The 20131-nt window shown below is 67.6% G+C and carries 21 protein-coding genes and 1 pseudogene; 12 read left to right on the forward strand and 10 right to left on the reverse strand.

Translation table 11 applies throughout. The annotated features are described in order from the left end of the window. The first annotated feature begins 565 nt into the window (after positions 1 to 565). The 3 genes from MPARV_RS0100010 to MPARV_RS25900 all read left to right on the forward strand — a co-directional run bounded on the left by MPARV_RS0100010 (position 566) and on the right by MPARV_RS25900 (position 1452). The gene (locus MPARV_RS0100010) at positions 566 to 829 is read left to right on the forward strand and encodes a hypothetical protein (RefSeq protein ID WP_020376772.1); all 264 of its coding nucleotides are present in this window, start codon (positions 566 to 568) and stop codon (positions 827 to 829) included. 79 nt (positions 830 to 908) lie between these two features. Continuing rightward, entirely contained in the window at positions 909 to 1178 is a 270-nt protein-coding gene (locus MPARV_RS0100015; protein ID WP_020376773.1) for a type II toxin-antitoxin system Phd/YefM family antitoxin, read from the forward strand. After that, a complete protein-coding gene (locus MPARV_RS25900; protein WP_202948792.1) occupies positions 1132 to 1452 on the forward strand; it encodes a type II toxin-antitoxin system RelE family toxin in 321 nt (106 codons plus the stop codon). Before MPARV_RS0100015 ends, MPARV_RS25900 begins: the two co-directional genes overlap by 47 nt. Positions 1453 to 1490: 38 nt before the next feature. On the opposite strand, the gene MPARV_RS0100025 is transcribed toward MPARV_RS25900, so the two are convergent. From MPARV_RS0100025 to MPARV_RS0100065, 8 genes and pseudogenes are all read right to left on the reverse strand, one after another. Continuing rightward, positions 1491 to 2594, reverse strand: a complete 1104-nt coding sequence (locus MPARV_RS0100025) for a nucleotidyltransferase family protein (RefSeq protein ID WP_020376774.1) — start codon at positions 2592 to 2594, stop codon at positions 1491 to 1493. Continuing rightward, a complete protein-coding gene (locus MPARV_RS0100030) occupies positions 2591 to 2893 on the reverse strand; it encodes a hypothetical protein (RefSeq protein ID WP_020376775.1) in 303 nt (100 codons plus the stop codon). The genes MPARV_RS0100025 and MPARV_RS0100030 overlap by 4 nt, the downstream gene beginning before the upstream one ends. A gap of 8 nt (positions 2894 to 2901) precedes the next feature. Further along, positions 2902 to 3395, reverse strand: a pseudogene (locus MPARV_RS25905) (aldo/keto reductase). A gap of 110 nt (positions 3396 to 3505) precedes the next feature. After that, positions 3506 to 4291, reverse strand: coding sequence for a siderophore-interacting protein (locus tag MPARV_RS20525; protein ID WP_020376778.1), 786 nt, complete (start codon positions 4289 to 4291; stop codon positions 3506 to 3508). A 43-nt stretch (positions 4292 to 4334) separates the two neighbouring features. Beyond that, positions 4335 to 5138, reverse strand: coding sequence for an enoyl-CoA hydratase/isomerase family protein (locus MPARV_RS0100050; protein ID WP_020376779.1), 804 nt, complete (start codon positions 5136 to 5138; stop codon positions 4335 to 4337). 45 nt (positions 5139 to 5183) lie between these two features. After that, a complete protein-coding gene (locus MPARV_RS0100055; RefSeq protein ID WP_051011853.1) occupies positions 5184 to 6605 on the reverse strand; it encodes an amidase in 1422 nt (473 codons plus the stop codon). Positions 6606 to 6687: 82 nt separating this feature from the next. Further along, a complete protein-coding gene (locus MPARV_RS0100060) occupies positions 6688 to 7353 on the reverse strand; it encodes a NeuD/PglB/VioB family sugar acetyltransferase (protein ID WP_012226639.1) in 666 nt (221 codons plus the stop codon). A gap of 169 nt (positions 7354 to 7522) precedes the next feature. Beyond that, on the reverse strand, positions 7523 to 8545 hold the full coding sequence (locus MPARV_RS0100065; protein ID WP_031276833.1) for a CE1 family esterase: 1023 nt from the start codon (positions 8543 to 8545) through the stop codon (positions 7523 to 7525). A gap of 118 nt (positions 8546 to 8663) precedes the next feature. On the opposite strand from MPARV_RS0100065, the gene MPARV_RS0100070 reads away from it, so the two are divergent. From MPARV_RS0100070 to MPARV_RS24450, 7 genes are all read left to right on the forward strand, one after another. After that, the gene (locus tag MPARV_RS0100070; protein WP_020376783.1) at positions 8664 to 9482 is read left to right on the forward strand and encodes an SDR family NAD(P)-dependent oxidoreductase; all 819 of its coding nucleotides are present in this window, start codon (positions 8664 to 8666) and stop codon (positions 9480 to 9482) included. A 127-nt stretch (positions 9483 to 9609) separates the two neighbouring features. After that, on the forward strand, positions 9610 to 10497 hold the full coding sequence (locus tag MPARV_RS0100075; protein ID WP_020376784.1) for a maleylpyruvate isomerase family mycothiol-dependent enzyme: 888 nt from the start codon (positions 9610 to 9612) through the stop codon (positions 10495 to 10497). A gap of 22 nt (positions 10498 to 10519) precedes the next feature. Further along, positions 10520 to 11311, forward strand: coding sequence for a TVP38/TMEM64 family protein (locus tag MPARV_RS0100080; RefSeq protein WP_020376785.1), 792 nt, complete (start codon positions 10520 to 10522; stop codon positions 11309 to 11311). Then, positions 11308 to 12108 carry a sulfite exporter TauE/SafE family protein gene (locus MPARV_RS0100085; protein ID WP_020376786.1) on the forward strand — a complete coding sequence of 267 codons (801 nt, stop codon included), beginning with the start codon at positions 11308 to 11310 and terminating at the stop codon, positions 12106 to 12108. The genes MPARV_RS0100080 and MPARV_RS0100085 overlap by 4 nt, the downstream gene beginning before the upstream one ends. A 102-nt stretch (positions 12109 to 12210) precedes the next feature. Next, entirely contained in the window at positions 12211 to 13383 is a 1173-nt protein-coding gene (gene rffA / locus MPARV_RS0100090) for a dTDP-4-amino-4,6-dideoxygalactose transaminase (RefSeq protein WP_157789387.1), read from the forward strand. Then, positions 13380 to 14432 (forward strand): glycosyltransferase family 2 protein, encoded by a 1053-nt coding sequence (locus MPARV_RS0100095; RefSeq protein ID WP_020376788.1) that lies wholly within the window; start codon positions 13380 to 13382, stop codon positions 14430 to 14432. The genes rffA and MPARV_RS0100095 overlap by 4 nt, the downstream gene beginning before the upstream one ends. Continuing rightward, a complete protein-coding gene (locus tag MPARV_RS24450) occupies positions 14429 to 15208 on the forward strand; it encodes a sulfotransferase family protein (RefSeq protein ID WP_155852428.1) in 780 nt (259 codons plus the stop codon). Before MPARV_RS0100095 ends, MPARV_RS24450 begins: the two co-directional genes overlap by 4 nt. Here the strand turns inward: MPARV_RS24450 and MPARV_RS24070 are convergent. Next, a complete protein-coding gene (locus MPARV_RS24070; RefSeq protein ID WP_020376790.1) occupies positions 15108 to 16451 on the reverse strand; it encodes a hypothetical protein in 1344 nt (447 codons plus the stop codon). The genes MPARV_RS24450 and MPARV_RS24070 overlap by 101 nt on opposite strands. Before the next feature lie 438 nt (positions 16452 to 16889). Between MPARV_RS24070 and MPARV_RS0100115 the strand changes: the two genes are divergently transcribed. Both MPARV_RS0100115 and MPARV_RS0100120 read left to right on the forward strand, forming a co-directional pair. Further along, positions 16890 to 17177 carry an encapsulin-associated ferritin-like protein gene (locus tag MPARV_RS0100115; RefSeq protein WP_012226662.1) on the forward strand — a complete coding sequence of 96 codons (288 nt, stop codon included), beginning with the start codon at positions 16890 to 16892 and terminating at the stop codon, positions 17175 to 17177. 5 nt (positions 17178 to 17182) lie between these two features. Further along, positions 17183 to 19042 (forward strand): acyclic terpene utilization AtuA family protein, encoded by a 1860-nt coding sequence (locus MPARV_RS0100120; protein WP_020376793.1) that lies wholly within the window; start codon positions 17183 to 17185, stop codon positions 19040 to 19042. Between the two features lie 31 nt (positions 19043 to 19073). Here MPARV_RS0100120 and MPARV_RS0100125 read toward each other — a convergent pair whose 3' ends face one another. Further along, positions 19074 to 19793, reverse strand: a complete 720-nt coding sequence (locus MPARV_RS0100125; RefSeq protein WP_020376794.1) for an EthD domain-containing protein — start codon at positions 19791 to 19793, stop codon at positions 19074 to 19076. Positions 19794 to 20131 lie beyond the last annotated feature (338 nt).

Here is a 20131-nt window from a genome sequence, read left to right on the forward strand (position 1 = left end):
GTAACTATGCCGACCACACACACCTGGACAACACGCCACCACCAGCCACCCACCGAAAGGTCGGCATAGTCGCGGTGTCGGCATAGTGCGTGCTATGCCGATGTCGGCATAGCACGCCGACATGACCCTCAAACAAAAAGCCATCGACCGCACCACCCCATCGGCGCCAAACCCGGCCGCTACCAACCACCCGACGAACTCATCGCCTTCCTCGAGGGCATCTGATTATGCCGACCAAACCCACCGAAAACCCCGCATCACACCGCCAACGTCAACCCAGTCGGCATAATCCGGTGGTCGGCATAATGCTCCAGGCATCACCACCTGGTGCACGAACACCACCTGACGATCGTGACAACTTCCGACGGTCCCAGAATCGACACACGACCCAGTCGCCCTCCACCGCGACGCTCAGCAACCTACCCCAGACCGACGCACATCGCTGCCTGAAGACAGGTCAAGCCGATGACGATGACCGAGGACGACCGATACCATCCCTACCAACAGCTCGAAGGAGCACTGGATGCACGAGGAGCCACCACAATGATGGAACTGCTCCCACCGGGTGGGCTGGGTCGACGTCGCCACCAAACGCGACCTCGACCATCTGGGGGAACGCGTGGACCTGCAGTTTGACCAGTTTGAAGAGCGCATGGACCTTCAATGCGACAAGGTCGAGGAAAGCATGGACCTTCGCTTCGACGCAACCGTGGCCAACTTTCGTGCCGACCTGGCAGAGTCGGGTCGGCGGATGCATGCCGTGGTCCTCACAGCGATCGTCGCTGCCACCAGCATTCTCGCTGCGCTCTCGGTGTTCGGGCCCAACTGACCCGCAGTGTCCGAAGCCATCACGTTCCGCAGACGTTGACCGCACTGACCGGCCCCATACCACGTGACTCAATTGCGTCATGACGACTGAGTCGGTGCGATCCGTCCGCAACAACTTCTCTGATTTCATCGGACGGGTGCAGCAGCATCATGAACGGGTGACGATCACCAAAAACGGTGAGCCCGCAGCCGTACTCATCAGCCCCGAAGACCTCGATTCGATGGAGGAAACGCTCACCATCCTGTCGGAGCCCGGTGCCCGGGAAGAGCTGGCGGAAGCCGAGCAGTCGATCCTCGATGGCGATGTCGTCGCTGGAGCCGACGCCATCGCTGGCCTCCGCCCAAGGTGACCGAGGGCAGCTACAACGTCGTGTTTTCGCGGCCTGCGGCACGGGCACTAGGAGAGCGGCTCCCCGCGGCGGTTGCAGTTGCGGCGATCGACTTCATCAACGGTCCGCTGTCCGACAATCAGCAACGGGTCGGGGGCCCGCTGCACGGCGAGCTCGAAGGGGCTGTCGAAGCGCCCGACGAGGCACGTACCGAACCGTGTACCGCATCGATCAGTCGACGCATTCGGTGTTCGTTCTGCGCATCGCCCATCGTCGTGACGTGTACTCGACGTAGAACCTCCGCTCATGCTTTCGGCGTGGGGCCCTCACAGATCAGCGGGGTCCTGGCCTGACGACGCCGATCAGTGACGCCAGGGCGTCCCGGCGCCGCAGCGATCTGTCCTCCAGGTGGGCCTTGGACGGCCAGGCGAGGGCGGTGAGGTACGCGGCCCGATCCCGCAGTGACATCTCCCGGGCCACGTCCAGCTTGGCCCGACCCAGGCTGGAGCCCTCCCGCCGATGTCGCTCAACCATCACAACCTCGTCGGGGTCCAACCGGTAACCGGCCCGCCACTTCACCCACGCCGGAACCTTGACGCCGAGTCGATCGGCGACCAGGTCGACCGCCATCGCCAGCACGGCGCCGCCGCGCCACAGCTCCGCCTCGGGCACGACCACGTCCGGCCCGAGTTCGCCGTTGGCCAGGTAACCGGCCAGGTCCCGCAGGTTCATCAGCGCCGGCTGAGGCGACCCCAAAAGCAGGTGATAGGCCGAGTGCAACAGGCGGTGCTTCGAGCTCAGCGCCCCGAAGCTCACCCCGCCGATCTCGAAATGATCCGGATCAGCGAAGAGCCGGTCGAGCGGGATGCGATGCCCGAAGACCCCGTCGGCCGGCGTTCGGTGCAGGTCGAACTCGACGCCGTCGGGAAGCGTCGGGGTGACCGATTTGGCGAACCGTCGATCGAAGCCGTTGCGCCGCTCGGCCCACGGCAGCGTGCCTCCCATCGCGGTGAGCACCGCGACGGCCCGATCGATGTCGTGGGCCGCCACCAGCAGGTCGACGTCAGCGAACGTACGCACCGACGGATCGAGCGCGTCCAGGTGGGCGATCGCCGGGCCCTTGATCACCAGGTGCTCGACGCCACCCGCCGCATCGAACGCCTCCCGCACCTCCAACAGGCGAACCTCCAGCTGGATGCACCACAGCAGCGCGCCGTGCTGGCGCTCCACCAGGTCGGCCTCGAGCTCCGGCGACAACTCGACGTCGCCGGACGCAGCGGCGGCCAGCAGTGGCCCGGTCAGCCGCGTCTGTTGCAGCCGCCCGGCAAACCCCGGCTCGTCGCTTTCCGGAGGAAGCTCGATGCCCGACGCGCCCGGAAGCCCCCAGGCGGCGATCGCGTGCAACGCGGTCTCGGGCGAAGCGACCGTTGCGGTCATGGCGACCCGGCCGGAACGACGGCGTCCGCAACCGACTCGATCAGCTGCGCGTCGACCAGCGAGTCGACGGCTGCCTGCACCTCGTCGGTCCGGACCTCGCCCAGCTCGGGCCAGATCTCCCGGATCCGCTCGGTCATCTCGTCAACCGAGCCCATCTCGTCGAGTACCAGCCAGACGAAGAGGGCCGACCCCTCAATGCCCACCGTGTCGTGCCCCGAGGCGCCAACCCATGCCCGACCATGCAGGGCACGGAACACCATGCCGTGGGCGCGCCGGTAGCGGAGAGGAGGGGCTGACACTCAATGGATCATATTCGCAACGAGATCATGTTGAACTCGTCCGGGTTGGGTCCGTTGCGCTGACCTCGGTCCAGCCCGGTCACCCGTGCCATCTCGTCGTCGGTCAGCTCGAAGTCGAAGATGTTGAAGTTCTCCTCGACCCCGCTGGCCGTGGTCGACTTGGGGAAGATGATGTCTCCCCGCTGGATGTGCCGGCGCAGCGCCACCTGGGCTGCGGTCTTGTCGTGCGCCTCGCCGATCCCGATCAGCGTGGCGTCGTCGAGCACCTGTTGAGCTTGCTGGTGACCAACACCTCCGAGCTTTCCCCCTCGAAGGCCCGCAACGCCTCACCCACCTGCATCTCGTTGCCGTACGTCTGGGCCGTGTCGATGTGGCGATACCCGGCGTTCAACGCCGTGAGCGTTGCTTCCTTCGTGTCGACCGGATCGATCTGGATCACCCCAAACCCGAGCTGCGGGATGTGCGCTCGGTCGTTGATCGTGACGTTGGGGACCGAGATCATCTGCCGGGTTTCCTTGGCATCGTGGACCGTACCCAGAGGGGTCGGCTGCCAAACGGGCTCAACTCACAGCACGCCGTGCGTTCGCGACCCGAAGTCGGCTCGTCCTCGGCTCAGGTCGCCGAGCGGCCCAGCTTCCAGTAGCCCCGCACCGTCGCCTGGGATCGGGTCAGGTTGCGCTCGTCGAACAGGTGGGTGCGGATCCGCTGCATCGCCGCCGCCTCGCCGGCCACCCAGACCACCTCCGGCATGACCCGTAGGTTCTCGATCGCCTCGATCATCGCTGTTCCCGGTGGCGAACCATCCGGCAGGTTGAGCCAGCGGACCGACGTCGCCGGACCGGCGTGCAGCTTCAGGCGGGCCTCCGGCTCGGTCAGCTCGATCCGAACGGTGACCGTCAGTTCGGGCGGCATCGCCTCAAGCAGTTGGTCGATGGCCGGGATGGCGGTCTCGTCGCCGGCCAGCAGGTAGGACGCAGCGTTCACATCGATGGCATACCCCCGGCCCGGTCCGGAGATGGCAACCTCGTCGCCGGGAGTGGCCGAGGCGGCCCAGCCGGCCGCGGCACCATCGCCGTGGGCGACGACATCGATCGTCAGCTCGTCGGCCTCGGCGTCGTGACCCCGGGGCGTGAACGTGCGAATCGGGGCACGGGATCCGTCGGACAGCTCGAACTGGTTGCCGGTCCAGCTCGGCAGCTCCAGCCGGCCGTCCGAGCGCGGCAACAGCAGGCGCACCGACGCCGCCGGTTCGTCGATCACCATCCCGTCGAGCTCGGGACCGGCGAGGACGAACCTTCGCATGCGGGGTGACAGATCCTCGGTGCGGCGCACGGTCGCCCGGCGAAACCGGGGCGGCTCCCGGCGCACCGGCACCGGGTTGGATCGCTGTGAGCTCATCGCACCACCCTTCCAGAGCGAACGGCAACCAGACGCACGCCCCTCAACCCCCGAAGTTGGGCGATCGCTTCTCGCGGTGGGAGGCCAGCCCCTCGCGGGCGTCCGGGCCACCGAAGCCGTAGAACTCGGCGTACAGCGAGGCGTCGAATGCGGGGCCGGCCGAGCGGTAGTGGTGGTTGAGCGTGTGCTTGGTGAAGGCGATCGCCTCGGCCGATCCGGCGGCCAGGTCGGTGGCGATGCTCATCGCCTCGTCCTGCACGGCGTCGTCGTCGACGCACAGCGACACCAGCCCAATGCGCTCGGCCTCCTCGCCGCTGAGCGGACGGTTGGTCAGCAGGTGGTACTTGGCCTTGGCCATGCCGCACAGCAGCGGCCACGCCACCGCCGCATGGTCGCCGGCCGCCACCCCCAGGCGGGTGTGACCGTCGATGATCTTTGCGCTGCGCGCCGCAACCGACACGTCGGCCAGCAGCGCCGCCACCAAACCGGCGCCAACCGCAGGGCCGTGAATTGCCGACACCACCGGCTTGGAGCAGTCGATGATGCCCCACACCAGGTCGCGCGCCTCGTTCAACACCCGGGTGCGGGCCGCACGATCGGCCATGATCTCGTCGAGCAGTTCGAAGCTTCCCCCGGCGGAAAACCCTTTGCCTGCGCCGCGGATCAGCGCCACCCGGGTGTCCGGATCGCGGTCGATCACCCGCCACACGTCAGCCAGGCTGCGGTGAGCGTCGGCGTCGACCGCGTTGAGGCCCGGCGCGTCGAGCGTGAGGCGCAGCACCCCGTCGGCCGGCCGGTCCACCCCGAACCCAGTGAAATCGCCGTAGAGACCGTCCGCATCCTTCATGGTTCGAGTCTGGCATTCATCACGAACAACGACCGCCACGACTGCTCAGGACGACGCTCCGGCGCCCGGGGCGTGGCGAGGCCAGGGTCGGACCTGCTCCAGGATGCGGGCCAGGCGCAACGGCACCTCGTCTCGGTGACGCTGGGTGACGATCTGGAGGCCCACCGGCAGGCCGTCGCCCGTGAGCCCGGCCGGCACCGAGACGGCCGGATTCCAACACAGGTTGGCGGGCATCGTGTACGGGGTTGCCATGCCCATGCCCAGTTCCTGCCCGGCGATCACCGAGGGAGGCGGCCCCTTGTCGGCAAACGCCGCCACCGCCGTGGTGGGACACAACACCACATCCACCTCGTCGAACAGGGCGGCCATGTGGTCCTGCAGGTCCTCGCGCAACCGCAGGGTGTCGGCGTAGCGGGGCATCGCCAGCTCCTCGGTCATCTCCAGGCCTCGGCGCACAAACGGGGTGAAGTCGTCGGCCAACTGCGGCCACATGCCCGGCTCCAGGCTCAACCACAGATCCGCTGCACCCGCCTGAAACCACAGCCGCACCGGATCCCCCAGGTCGACGACACCCTCGTCCACCGCCAGACCCGCAGCATCGGCCAACTCCTCGGCCGCCGAGCGGCAGAGGGACTCGACCTCGGGATCGGTCACCCCGAAGCCCAGGTCGGGCGACCAGCGGGCCCGCAGCCCGGCGGTCTCCAGGGTCTCGATCAGATTGCAGTAGTTCAGGTCGGTCGAGGGAAGCGACAGCCGGTCGCGAGCATCGGGCCCCGCAGTGACGTCAAGGTGTCGGGCCGCCTCGGCCACCGTGGTGGTCAACAGCCCGGCCACCGCTGTCTGCGATCCGCTCGGGCCCTCGATCGGGATGCGCCCGTGGCTGGGTTTCATGCCCACCAACCCCGCGAACGATGCCGGGATTCGGGTGGAGCCTCCCCCATCCGACGCGGTGGACACCGGCACCAACCCCGCCGCGACTGCAGCGGCCGACCCCCCGCTGGAACCGCCCGGCGTGCGCCCCTCACCCCACGGGCTGGTGGTGACCCCAAACGCGAGGGTGCGGGTGAAGCTCAGCGTGCCGAACTCGGGCGCCGCCGTCTTGCCCACCGGGACACCGCCGGCGGCGCGCAACCGGGCGACGTGGATGGAATCGGCCGCCACCGGCCCTCGACCGGCGTACACCGTCGACCCGTGGGACGTCGGCATGCCGGCGCAATGCTCCAGGTCTTTGACCCCGAAGGGAACGCCGGCGAACGGTCCGGGGTCCTCCCCCGCCGCCACCCGGGCGTCCACCCGGTCGGCCTGATCCCGCGCCCCGGCGGCATCGACGTGCACGAAGGCGTTCAGCGCCCCGTTGCCCGCATCGATCCGTCCCAGGTAGTCGTCGACCACCTCACGGGCCGACAACTCGCCCTTGCGAACGCCATCGGAAATCTCAATGGCCGTCGGTTGCTCAATCCCGCTCAACGGTTCCCCCCAGGTCGTCAACCCCATCGTGCCAGATTCCCCAGGCTTGGCGCTGAGGAAGCGGGCGTATGGATCGCGGGGTTCAGAGGTAGCGCTCGCCCGGCTCCCGAGATCGTTGAATGCGGGCGGGCGCTCCCCAGGCCACCACGCCATCGGGTAAATCTCGGGTGAGCACCGCCCCGGCACCCAGCACCGAATGGTTGCCGATGGTCAGCCCGTGCCGCACGACGGCACCAATTCCAACCACCGAAGCGCACCCGATCCTCGCCGCCCCACCGATCAGCGCACCGGGTCCAAGGCTCGCCCCCTCGCTCAAAACCGTGTCGTGATCGAGGTTCGCCTGCGCCCCCAACAGCGCGTGCGCTCCCACCGACGCCTGCGGCCCAACCGAGGCACCGGCCAGCACGACGGCACCGTCGCCCAGGCGGGCTGAGGCGGCGATCGAGGCCGTCGGGTGCGCCACGGTGGAGAACCTCAAGGACGGTTCGATGGCCAGCAGACGCTCGACGACCACCATACGGGTGTCGTTATCGCCGATACCGACGACCACCCCGTCGATCCGCCCCTCGCTCCACCATTCACCGACCGAATCAGAGCCGCCAACCACCGGCACGCCCAAGACCTCGCGTGCCGTCGGAACGACGTCGTCGTCGGCAACGGCCACAACCTCGCCGGTCGAACCGGCCCGGGCCGCATCGATCACACACCGGGCGTGTCCCGACGCCCCGATCACCATCAGCCGATGCACCGGGCCAATCTACGTCGCCTCACGGCGACCGTTCGGCCCATTCGAAATCCCGGGGTCGCAATGGCGTGGTGGTCACACCGAACGCGGTCCGACACGTACAGCACCCCACAGCAGGCTTGATCAGATCTTGACGGGATGAGTCCTCGACCAGGCGGATGTTCCCGGTGGGTCAGGGACACGCGTCGGCCGGGTTGACCGGTGGTGCGCCTGTACGTGCCGCGATGATCAGCACGCAGCCATCATCCAGCCCCGACGACGCACCCGACTCGGTGACGGAACCCGGCCAGGCGTGGCTCCAGCCCGCAAGCGCCGCCAATCCAACGCTCACGCGACGGGTACCGGCCGGGTTGCCGTCACCGCCGACACAGCCTCGCCATCGGGTCCAGGTCACCGGCCCACCTTCGCCCGGATCGGCGCCCTTCGAGGCGACCTTGACCGCCGGGTCGGCGGCGCACCCGGCTTGATCAGCCCACCGCTGCACCGAGTCGGGCACGGAGTCCAACTTGACCGTGGCATCGCCCACCCGCTGTTCACCGCCGCCATAGGGAACGACCGGATCGTCAACGCCGTGTGTCACCACCAGATTGGGTGTGCCCCGCACGCAGATCGGGGGCGGCAGACCGGCGTTGAGTACCAGCGCGTTGAACCTGTCGGGGTGGGCGCATCCAAAGAAGGCGGCGAAGGCCGAACCGGCACTGTGGCCGCCCATCGCGACGCGGTGACGGTCGATGCACCCCGAGTTGATCAAGCTGTCCAACAGCTTGGTGAGGAACGCGTCATCGGCATCAAAGTCGGCCAGTACGCCCCACCCGGACGGGTCACCCCGGCCTTGAGGTGCGATCACCATCACCCCGGCTTCATCAGCCTGCGCGCCGACCCCGGAGCTGACGACGAACTCATCGGCCTGAGCCGCAAAGCCATGAACCAACACGACGGCCGGCAACGGCGCCACGGCATCATCGGGCACCCGAACGACCGCACGGCGGGTGACCCCACCGACTGGGACCTCAACCGGCCGGTCCTCAGGCGGACACACGTCGGTTGCCGACGGGCGGGCACCCAGTCGCATCCCCGTCGCCCGTCCTGCCTGCTCAGGCAACTCGGTCGAACGACCGCCGACACATGAGGTAGCCACGATCACCGCTGCGAACAGGCGCATCACAGTGGCGGCGATGCCCAGCCTCGTTGTCACGCCAGAACCCTACGTTGGGCACTCGAGCAACCTCGGGCGCCACCGTCGCCGCGCCCGCGTTCGACATCCCCAACCGTCGGGTGAGCAGACGCCCGTCGCCGCGGCGCACAATGGACGGATGGACCACTCTGCACTTCTCGACCGCTCTGCACTGCTCGACCGTTTTGATCTGACCGGCCGCACCGCCATCGTCACCGGCGGCAGCCGGGGAATCGGCCGGGCGATCGCCCAGGGATTTGCCGCACTGGGCGCCAACGTGGTGATCGCCGGCCGCAAGGCGGACGCCTGCGACTCGGCCGCCGCAACCATCAACACCGCAGCGGCCAGAACCGCCGGAGGTTCAAGGGCCGTGGGCAGGGCCATCGGCGTATCCGCCCACCTCGGGAGGTTGGAGGACGGTGCGGCCCTGGTTCAAGCGACCGTGAAGGAGTTCGGCGGGGTGGACATCGTGGTCAACAACGCCGCCAACGCACTGGCGCAACCAGTGGGCGCCATCACGCCGGAGGCCTGGGAGAAGTCCTTCGCCACCAACCTGCGAGGTCCGGTGTTTCTAATCCAGGAGGCACTCCCCCACCTCCGGGCCTCGACCCACCCTGCCGTCATCAACGTGGTGTCCGCCGGGATCTACACCGGAGGCGGATGGATGTCGATGTACCTCGCGGCCAAGTCGGCCATGGCCTCGATGACCAGGTCGATGGCCACCGAACTGGCCGCCGACCACATCCGGGTGAACGCCCTCGCACCGGGCACCGTGGCCACCGACATGGTGAAAAACAACCCCGAGCCAATCCAGCAGGCGATGGTGGACGCCCAACTGATCAAACGCATGGCCGAGCCGGCTGAGATGGTGCCCGCTGCCGCCTTCCTGGCCTCGGACGCGTCGTCGTTTATGACCGGTCAGGTGCTGGTGGTCGACGGTGGCATGACCCACCACTGAGCAGGCCAGGTGCACTATCCCAGCGGGCAACCTCCCCATCGGCCACCTGCCACCTGCCCGAGCGCAACGCGATGCAACCACTCCAAGTAGCCAGCCCCAGCATGTGGCCGTCGGGCACACTGGAGCCATGAGCATCGCTTCTTCGTCCAGCGGATCAATCTCGGCTCCTGTTCTGAGCTACGACGATGCCATCAGCACCGTCGAGCGGTGGGCCGAGGCCCTCGCCGACAGCGCCGAGAGCCACCCCCCCTCCACGCCGGTACCCACCTGCCCAGGTTGGGACCTGTCCAAGCTGCTGCGTCACACGGGTCGGGTGCACCGACATGTGACCGGGTTGGTGCGACTTCGCATCAGCAGCCCGCCAGACCACGACACGGTCGCCATCAACCAGCCCGGTAGCGAGGCAGACCAAAGCGCGTGGACCGCATGGTTCTGCGATGGCGCCGCCCAGTTGATCGCCGAACTGCGCGCCGCCCAACCGACTGACGCAATGTGGTCGTGGGGCGTCGACCAACGTGTCTCGTTCTGGGCCCGGCGCATGGCGCACGAGACCGTGATCCATGCCGTCGATGGGCACCTGGCCACCAACACCGGGTTCAGGATCGAGCCGGCGGTGGCGATCGACGGACTGGACGAGTACCTGGAGAACCGGGCTTACCTTCGCGCCTTTGCGACTTCTGAAACGCCGTTCGTCGGTTCGGGCACGGTGCACCTCCACGCCACCGATCCCGACCTTGCCGACGGTTTGGGCGAATGGATGATCGAGTTCGATGCCGCCGGCTACCGTTTCGAACATGGTCACGGCAAGGGTGATGTGGCCGTTCGGGCACCTGCGGAAACGTTGGAACTGCTCGCGCTGGGGCGCCGAACCCTCGGAGGCGATCGTGATGATGGCGGCCAGGCCGGCGACAGCGACAAGGGCGACAGCATTCAGGAAGCCGGCAGGGCGGACATCGAGGTGTTCGGCAACCCGGAGGTGTTCCAGCGCTGGCTGGCCGGGGCGGCGTTTCGGTGAGCCGCCCCATCCCGACGCAACCATGAACGGCCCATCCGAGCCGAACGAACCGCCCGAACCGCCCGAACCGCCCGAACCGCCCGATACGGACGGTTCAATCCGGCGGCGCAGGGTTCATCGTTTGGGCGTGCTGGCCCTGGTGGCCGCGCTGTTCATCGCAGCGCAACTGGCGATAGCCCGCAGCGGGAAGGGCACCGTGGAGTGGTTCTCCGATGCCGTTGAGTTGGTCCGCGGGTCCTGGTGGGCCGCTCCGGCATTTCTGGTGGCCTACGCGGCCAGATCACTGGTGCTCTTCCCCGCATCGTTGATGACCGTGTCGGCCGGGGTGCTCTTTGGTCCGTGGCTGGGCATTCCGTTGGCCATGTTGGGCGCACTGGTGTCCGCCGCCATCAGCTACGAGGTGGCCCACACCGTCGGACCATCCGATGACACGCTGAACCGCCCTCCGGTCGGCCGTTGGGCCCATCGCATCCAGCACGCCGGGTTTGCCACCGTGCTGACGATGCGCCTGCTGATGGTGCCGTTCGACCCGGTGAACCTGCTGGCCGGTGGCCTACACATCCCACGCCGGACCTTCCTGGCGGGCACCGCCATCGGAATCGTGCCGTGGGTGGCCGCGTTGGTGCTGGCGGGCGCGTCGGTGGGGCGGGTCGATGCCGGTCTGGCCGATCTGAGCGCGACGACCCTCGTCTTCGCCGCTGCTGCGTACGCACTCAGCATCGGCCTCGCCGCACTCGTTGCCCGCCGATCGCCCCCACCGCTCGCCGCCGACCCGACGGGCGCCCCTCAATCCGACCCCGACACGCCCCGGTGAGCTGGGGGGATCTGGCCGGGGCCGGATTGGCGGGCCTGGCCGCGGGGATGATCAATGTTGTGGTCGGCTCGGGCACGCTTGTGACCTTCCCGGCACTCGTGGCGCTCGGCGTCCCGCCGGTCGCCGCCAACGCCACCTCAACGGTAGGCCTGGTGTTCGGATCCCTCAGCGGGTCATACGGGTATCGGAACGAGTTGGCATCAAGGTGGGCCATCGTCCGACGCCTGGTTCCGGCGGTGTGCGTTGGGGCGGCCTTCGGTTCGTTGCTCGTCTTGGCCGCGCCGCCCCAGATCTTCGAGGCCGTCGTGCCGCTGCTGATCCTGGGCGCCACCGCCCTGCTGGTGGCTCAGCCGCTGATCGCCCGTCGAGTCAAAGCCCGGATTGACGCGAGTAGCGAGGTCGACAACCCAGCCCAGGGCCGACAACGCAGCGAGGACCGCAACCCCGGCGACACCCGTTTGCTGGCGGCCACCGCAGGCGCCGGGGTGTACGGCGGCTACTTCGGTGCCGGTCTGGGCATCGTGATGCTGGCCGTCTTGGGCACGCTGCATCCCGATGAGTTGCAGGGCACCAACGCGGTGAAGAACGCACTGTCGGCCGCCGCCAACCTGCTGGCAGCCGTCATATTTGCGTTCAGTGGCGAGGTGCGTTGGGCCCTCGCCGGCGCAGTGGCGCTGGGCGCGCTGGTGGGTGGGCATCTGGGTGCCCTCCTGGGTCGCCGCATCCCCGATCGGCTGCTCAGAACCGTGATGGCGATCGTGGGGCTGCTTGCAGCCGCGTCGGTGTTGATGAACTGAGTTGCGGCTGGTGAAGCCCGACAGTCCGGGCTCGGAGCGGGGCCCGCCATCGGGACCCTTCGGCTGAGGCCCGGCAACCGGGCGCCGGCTAACCTCCCAACCGTGGGGACCGACGGCGATCAACCATCACCAGCGGCTACACCAATCAGGTTCAATCGGCCGACGTTGATGGGGCGTGAGTTGGAGTTGGTCGCCGAGGCCATGGACGGTGGCTGGACCGCGGCAGCCGGGCCGTTCAGCCGCATCGCCGAGCAGCTCCTGAGCGATGCCCATGACGGCGCCGCAGTGCTGCTGTGCACGTCGTGCACCGGAGCATTGGAGTTGGCGGCCATGACACTGGGGATCGGGCCGGGCGACGTCGTGGCAGTCCCCAGCTTCACGTTCCCCAGCACCGCATCGGCGTTCGCCCGCACCGGAGCACGACTGCGCTTCATCGACATCGACCCCAACACCCTGGGTATGGATGCCGACCACCTGGCCGAACAGCTCGATCACCGGGTGAAGGCGGTGGTGCCGGTGCACTACGCCGGCCGCCAGGCTTCGATCGAGGCGGTCTGCGCTGCAGCCGATCGGGTTGGCGCTCAGGTCGTGGAGGACAACGCCCACGGCATGTTTGGGGCCCACGGCGGAAAGGCGCTTGGCACCTTCGGGTCGATGTCCACCCTGAGCTTCCACGAGACGAAGAACTTCATCTGCGGCGAGGGCGGCGCTTTGGTGATCAACGACCGCTCGCATCTGGAGAACGCCGAGATTCTGTTGCACAAGGGCACCGACCGGCGGCGCTTCGACCGAGGGCAGGTGGACAAGTACACGTGGCAGCTCACGGGCTCGTCGTTTGGGCTCTCAGACGTGCTGGCCGCCTACCTGGTCGGCCAGTTGGAGGCCCGCGAAGAGATTCTGGGGTTGCGGGGCTTGTTGTGGCACCGGTATCGGGACGCGCTCGCCCCACGCTCAGAGGAGCTCGGTGTCACGCTGCCCGAGGTGCCCGACGGTGATGTCTCGGCCTGGCACATGTTCCACCTGCTGATCGAGGGCGAACATCGTCGAGATCGGGTGCTGGCCCAGCTTCACAGCGCAGGCATTGGAGCAACCTTCCACTACCAACCGCTTCATGCCAGCCCCGCCGGGCGGGCGTTGGCCGACCGTCCGGCACACTGCCCGGTCACCGACGCGGTGTCGGCGCAGCTCTTGCGGTTGCCCTTCCATAACCGCCTGTCGAGCACCGACGCCGACCGGGTGATCGACGCGCTGATCGACGCATTGGAGCGGACGTGAGCCCAGCGTCGTCGACGGACGGGTCGTCGAACGAGCCGGACGTCGCCGGTTCCCGCGGCGCCGGTGCCGACACCGACGGTGCGCTCGTCAACGAGATGACGCCCCTTCCGGAGGCAACCGCCGGGTTCACCTACTCGGTGATCATTCCCGTGTTCAACAGCGAAGACCTGGTCGCCAGCGTCATTGAGGGTCTCTTGAGAACGTTCGACGAGGCCGGGTTGAACCTGGAAGTGGTCTGCGTCAATGACGGGTCGGTCGACCGCAGTTGGGAGGTGATCAGACAACTGGCGGACGAACATGGCGAGGTGGTGGCCATCGACCTCCTGAGGAACTATGGCCAACACAACGCCAACCTGGCAGGGCTTCGGGAGGCCACAGGTGACTACCTGATCACGATGGACGACGACGGTCAGAACCCACCAGGCGAGGCGCTCAAGCTGATCGCAGCAATCGTCGAACGAGACGATGACGTCGTGTTCGGCCGTTTCGACTCGAAGAAGGCCAGCGGGCTTCGACGCGTGGGCTCCGCCATGATCAGCCAGATCAACCGGCGCGTGTTTGGTCAGCCCGACGACCTGGTGGTGTCCAACTTTCGCATCATGACCAGTGCCGTCGCACAGCGAATCTCCGCTGCTCAGACCTCCTTTCCCTACATCACCGGGCAGGCCCTGCTGGCTTCCCGCCGTCGATCCAACGTGGAGGTGCATCACAAGTCCCGGGCGATCGGTGAGTCCAACTACACGGTGCGACGCATCCTCAGCCTGGTGCTCCGCATCCTTTTCAGCTACTCCCCGGCGCCCCTCAGGCTGGCTTCGGCGGCCGGTCTTGCCACCTCGTTCATTGCCTTCGCGCTCGGAGTGGGGGTCATCGGCCACAAGCTGATCTCGGGGACATCGGTCCCCGGCTGGGCGTCGATGATGGTGGCGCTCGCCTTCACCAACGGCATGACGGTGCTGATCGTGTCGATGATCGGCGAGTACACGGTCCGCGTGCTGCAGCAGGTGTCGAGCACCCCCACCTACGTGATCAGCCGGACGGTCGGGCGTTGACCGTGCCCGGCGCCAGGCCGCTGATCATCCCAGGTGGACAGCGCTGCGGGTCAACATGGCTCGCACGGTTTTTGGACTCTCACCCGGAGATCAACCTTGCCCGACCGTACCGACCCGAACCGAAGGTGTTCCTCGACCCCAACGCCGGCGCCGCCGACTGGTGGCGCCGCTGTTCGCCCCAGGACACCGGCGATGACGGCTCCGCCACCTGGGTGGCCGAGAAGTCGACGTCGTACCTGGAACGTCCCGAGGTCATTGGACGAATCTGGACTGAGCTGAGCGATGTTGAGGTGGTGGCGGTCATTCGCGACCCGGTGGAGCGGGCGATCTCCAACTGGCGGTTCTCCACCTTCAACGGATTGGAGGACCGCCCCGCCGAGGTGGCACTCGATCCGGAGCACACCCCGAACGGCGATGCCGTGACGAATGATGACGGCAACTCCCCCGGCAACGTGCAGCCACGCCGCTACCTTCAGCGTGGCCGCTACTCCGAGCTTCTCCTGCCGTGGAGTGACCGGTTCGGGGATCGTCTCCACGTCGTGGTGCTGGAGGAACTTCTGCATCGCGAGACGGCACGCACGACCCTTTTGCGGGAACTGGGCGTCGCCCCCACGGCAGCGCACCCGCCCGGCTCGGTCAACGCATCAACCGATCGCGTCCCGGTCTCACAAGGGGTCAGGGATCGACTCGCCGAGTATTACCGTCCCCACCGGCGGCCACTGGAGGAACTGTTGAACCGGGCTCTGCCGTGGGGAGATCCCGTGCCCCGGGACTGATCAGCAACGCACCCGCCAACAACAGCAGGGTCACCGTCAGGTACCCGGATGCACCTCGTACGGCAACGTCGGCCGGAACCCCAAGCGCCACCGTCGCTCCCACCCCCACCGATGCCACCGACCACCACATCAACCTCCAGCCCTGATGCTGCACCGCCAACACGACGGCCCCGGCGGTGGCCAACAGCGCCGCAGCCGACGCGGCCCCAACCAGTGCGGCCAGCGTGGAAGACGTCTGCGACGTGGGGCCAAAAAGAACCGGCAACAGCGGTGGTCCCAGAAGTGCTCCTGCTCCAGCGCTCAGCACGAGCACCGGCGCCGAGGCCCAACCCACCATCGACCTGGCCCGAAGCGCCCGCTCGTTGGGAGCGCCCTCAGACAACCAGTGTGTGAGCCGAAACAGGGCCGCGCCGCCAATCAGCAACGGAACACGCCCAATGGCAATCAGGTTGAACAGCCCCACAACATCGGCGCGCGTCGCTCTGGCCGACGTGGACAGCACCGGCACGGTCTGGGCCACCTGTACGGCCAGCGCAACGGCGACCACCCCGGCGGAGAACGCCGCATCTGTCAGTTCGTTCGCCTGAGGACGCTCCAACAGCTCAACCTCGGGGATCGCAACCTCGGGGATCGCAACCTCGGGGATCGCAACCTCGGAGCGCCAGCCTGCTCGTGAGGCCGCCAAGGTGACCATCGTCGGGAGGTAGCCGGACAGGATCGCCAATGCCAGCGCCACCGGCGGCGCGTTCAGCGCAATCAGCACCAACGCCGTCCCCAGCCGAACCCCGCCTTCCATGGCGAGGTTGACGCCCACCCGACCGTACCGTCCCTCCGAGGAGAGCGAGCCCCGCCACCACCCCAACAGCGCGGCCGCCGGCACCAACGCCCCACACACCAGCGGGGGGATCAGCGACCAGGTTGAGAACAGGTGCGATCGAAACGGCCAAGTGGCCATCGACACGACGAGTCCGGCCCCAATCGCCGGAACGAGCAGCGACCGCAGGTGAGTGGATTGGCCCTGGCTCACGGCCCGACGCAACACCGAGTGATGGGTCGGCACCGTCACCGCCGCAGCGGTGAGCGCCCAGACGCTCCAGACCGACGACACCGGAGCGAAGGCCACCCCGAACGAGCGCGACCCGACCAGCAGAAACCCATAGGCGAACAGCCCGTTCAGCGCCGCTCCGGCACCCAACGACACGCCGTCGCCGAATACGCCGCTGCGCAACGTCACACGGGTCATCGAGCACCGATCGGGGTGTCCGAAGCGAAGCGTCGACACGCCACGGATTCAACCGGCCGTCGGTCAGGCGCACCCACGCAGGCCCGATGGCGTCTCTCAGCGGTGACCAGGACCAACCCGAAGGTGGCACCGTGATCGTGTCGGTGACGACCATCGTGGTGGGGTTCGCTGAGATGGTCGACCAATTCGGTTCCTCTGCCACCGATCTTCAACCAACCACCGGGTCTTCCAGCAGCCCGAGCCGGCACGACCCGGACGAAGTTGGGAACGTCGCTGCTCACGCCGGAGCACGGGACATCATCGTCTCGAACATGGTCACCTGTGGGAGTCGGCCGCGGCACCGACGAGTCCGTCGAACGGACGGTTCGAGGAGTGCTCTCGCCGAGGTTACCGTTGGCTGCACAGCCAACACCGAACCGACCACACAGGAGTGTGACGATGAGCAGCGAGAGCTACCACGAACCGTACGAGGAACTCACCGCCGAGACCCGTGACATGCACCGGGCCATCGAGTCGCTGATGGAGGAACTCGAGGCGGTCGACTGGTACAACCAACGGGTCCAGGTGACCACCGACGAGGAGCTTCGGGGCCTCCTCATCCACAACCGGGACGAGGAGAAGGAGCATGCCGCCATGGTGTTGGAGTGGATCCGCCGCCGCGACCCCGTCATGGACGAGCAGTTGAAGAAGTACCTGTTCAGCGATCAGAGTCTCGAGAAGGACTGAACAAGATGGCCACCCCCGGTTCGACCGAACCAGTCCGAATTGCCAACTGCTCCGGCTTCTACGGCGACCGCCTGGACGGCGCCCGCGAGATGGTGGATGGCGGTGACATCGACGTGCTCACCGGCGACTGGTTGGCCGAGCTGACGATGTACGTGCTCAGCCGAACCAAGGCTCGGCGCGCCGACGGCGGCTACGCACGCACGTTTGTCGCGCAGATGCATCAGGTGCTCACCACCTGTCTCGACCGGGGCATCAAGGTGGTGTCCAACGCCGGTGGCCTCGACCCGCACGGGTGCGCCGAGGCGGTTCGCGAAGCGGCCCGTGCCGCAGGGCGCGAGGTGTCGGTGGCGGTGGTCGACGGCGACGACCTCATCGATCGCCTGGAGGTGCTGACCGCTGCCGGACACTCGTTGTCCAACATCGACACCGGCGAGCCGCTGGGCGACGTGGTTGACCGGGTGGTCACCGCCAACGCCTACCTGGGCTGCTGGGGCATCGTCGAGGCGCTCGATGCCGGGGCCGACGTGGTGGTCACCGGCCGCGTCACTGATGCAGCGGTGGTGATGGGCCCGGCAGCCTGGCATCACGGCTGGGCACGCGACGACTGGGACGCCCTCGCCGGTGCGGTTGCAGCCGGCCATGTCATCGAGTGTGGAGCCCAGGCCACCGGAGGCAACTACAGCTTCTTCACCGAACTGCCCGGCATGGCCGAGGGGCTCCTTCCCGGGTTTCCCTGGGCCGAGATCGCCGCCGACGGCTCCTCGGTGATCGGCAAGCACGACGGTACCGCCGGCGGGGTCACCGTGGGCACGGTCACCAGCCAGCTGGTGTATGAGATCGGCGGGCCGGTCTATGCCAACCCCGACGTGATGAGCCGCTTCGACACCACGGTGGTGACCCAGGAGGGTCCCGACCGGGTGCGCCTGTCCGGCACGGTCGGCCTGCCCGCGCCCCCGACGGCCAAGGTGGCCATCAACTACCACGGCGGGTACCGCAATTCGATGGCGGTCGGCCTGTGCGGCCTCGACATCGAGGCAAAGGCCGAGTTGGTCACCAACCAGTTGTGGGCCACCGTGCCCGGTGGCCGCGACGCCTTCGACGATACCGAGACACGTCTGGTTCGCACCGACTCCCCCGACGCCACCGGCAACGAGGCGGCCACCGCCTGGCTGCGGGTCACCGTCTGGGACGACGAGGAAAAGCAGGCCGGTCGGTCGTTCTCCGGCGCGGCCACACAGCTGGCGCTGTCGTCGATCCCCGGCTTCTACGCCTCGACCCCACCCGGTTCCGCATCGGCTTTCGGGGTGTATTGGCCCGCGCTGATCCCCGCGTCGCTGGTGAGCCAGCGGGTCACACTGGGCGACCGCACCTGGGAGGTGCCGATGCCCGGCGCGACCTCACCGGAGGTCGGCGTCGCTGGCGACGGACCGGCCTCAGCGTCTCAGCCCGTTTCGGACGCAGGGCCGGCCATGACACAACCCGCATCGGACGGGGCTGCGGCTGGGAGCGACCGATCGCCCCGCATTGCACCGCCCGACCTGGCGTCGCTGATCGGTGCACGATCCGGAGACAAGGGGGGCTCGGCCAATGTCGGTCTGTTCGCCCGGAGTGACGAGGCCTGGTCGTGGCTTCGCGAGTGGCTCACCACCGACCGGCTGCGGACGTTGGCACCGGCCGAAACCGACGGCCTGGCGGTACACCGGTACGAGTTCGACAACCTGCTGGCAGTCAACTTCGTCATCGTGGGCCTGCTTGGCCGCGGCGTTGCCCAGAACTCGCGTCAGGACACCCAGGCCAAATCGCTGGGCGAGTTCGTCCGTTCCCGCATCATCCACGAGGCCACGATGGGGCAGGAACAGAGCTGAGCGACACTCCCGGCCGGCCTTTACCGGGCCGTCAGCCTTCGAAGCGATACTCGGAGTAGAAGCGGGCATCCACCCGTGCCAAATCGATGAGTTCACCAACCGACTCGAACAGTCGGGCCTGATTGGCGGCCAGGAGTTCAGGGTCGCCCTGAGCGTCGTAGAACACGGCGGGGTCGGTCATCGCCTCGACCGGGAAACTCTCCTCGACGATCGCCCACCAGTCGGGCGCCCCGTCGGTCAGCGCCCGCACCACCTCATTGCGGACGTAGGCGATCGTGTGCTGACACTCGATTGCCACATCGCAGAAGGCACCCTGCCACCGGGCGATGAACTCATCGTGGCTCAGGTCGGGGCGCGCTGCGATACAGGTGATCTGGCTGGCACCGACACTGCGGTCGCCGGGAGCGGCCACCGCTTGGGGCACGATCGGGCGCGATTCGCACACCAGGTAGCCGTGCATCGCGTCGAACACACCCGTCAGCAGCGCCTCGGCCCAGGCCCGTTCGGCGGACACCTCCAGCCAGAACGACACCACCGCATCCTTCGGGGTGCCCTCCGACGAGAACGAGAACACTCCATCACCGCCGACCGCTGCATCCGCCACGGCCACCTGCACGGACCCCGCTCCCCCCGCCTGCAATGCCGGAACCACCTCGCTCAGCAGTCGGTCTCGAAGCACGTCCCCGGCCATGCCCGCTGAGGCCCGCCCCAAGCCCTCTGAGGCCCACCCCAAGTACACCAGCTTCTCCACGACGACCCCTCCCGTTCAGACACCAACCACACCGGGGTTGGCCTCCCGGTGCCTGTTCATCTTGTCGCAACAGAAGGGACCTTGCCGGTTTCCCAACCAGACGGCGTGCGAGCGCCCAGGGTCGTGGCGACCGTCAACGCGACCCCGAAACCAGGACAAATGATGTAATGACGCGCACCGGCCATCGAAATGGGGTTAGAGTGTCGCTGGGAGTCGAACAGACGCCCACCAACGGTCGGGATCGTTGGCGAGAGTGCAGTACGTAAGGGCGACAACGTTGTCGCCGATGCGAGTTGCAGTGAGGGGGCGTTCCCACGCCTCTGGGAGTAAACGCAAAA

It is taken from the genome of Candidatus Microthrix parvicella Bio17-1 (genome assembly GCF_000299415.1).
GTDB classification, from domain to species: Bacteria; Actinomycetota; Acidimicrobiia; order Acidimicrobiales; family Microtrichaceae; genus Microthrix; species Microthrix parvicella.

What these genes read in the sequence shown, in the direction of transcription:
- MPARV_RS0100015 (WP_020376773.1), top strand. Translation starts at nt 909, where the DNA reads ATGACGACTGAGTCGGTGCGATCCGTCCGCAACAACTTCTCTGATTTC.
- MPARV_RS25900 (WP_202948792.1), top strand. Translation starts at nt 1,132, where the DNA reads ATGTCGTCGCTGGAGCCGACGCCATCGCTGGCCTCCGCCCAAGGTGAC.
- MPARV_RS0100025 (WP_020376774.1), bottom strand. Translation starts at nt 2,594, where the DNA reads ATGACCGCAACGGTCGCTTCGCCCGAGACCGCGTTGCACGCGATCGCC.
- MPARV_RS20525 (WP_020376778.1), bottom strand. Translation starts at nt 4,291, where the DNA reads ATGAGCTCACAGCGATCCAACCCGGTGCCGGTGCGCCGGGAGCCGCCC.
- MPARV_RS0100050 (WP_020376779.1), bottom strand. Translation starts at nt 5,138, where the DNA reads ATGAAGGATGCGGACGGTCTCTACGGCGATTTCACTGGGTTCGGGGTG.
- MPARV_RS0100070 (WP_020376783.1), top strand. Translation starts at nt 8,664, where the DNA reads ATGGACCACTCTGCACTTCTCGACCGCTCTGCACTGCTCGACCGTTTT.
- MPARV_RS0100075 (WP_020376784.1), top strand. Translation starts at nt 9,610, where the DNA reads ATGAGCATCGCTTCTTCGTCCAGCGGATCAATCTCGGCTCCTGTTCTG.
- MPARV_RS0100080 (WP_020376785.1), top strand. Translation starts at nt 10,520, where the DNA reads ATGAACGGCCCATCCGAGCCGAACGAACCGCCCGAACCGCCCGAACCG.
- MPARV_RS24070 (WP_020376790.1), bottom strand. Translation starts at nt 16,451, where the DNA reads ATGACCCGTGTGACGTTGCGCAGCGGCGTATTCGGCGACGGCGTGTCG.
- MPARV_RS0100115 (WP_012226662.1), top strand. Translation starts at nt 16,890, where the DNA reads ATGAGCAGCGAGAGCTACCACGAACCGTACGAGGAACTCACCGCCGAG.
- MPARV_RS0100120 (WP_020376793.1), top strand. Translation starts at nt 17,183, where the DNA reads ATGGCCACCCCCGGTTCGACCGAACCAGTCCGAATTGCCAACTGCTCC.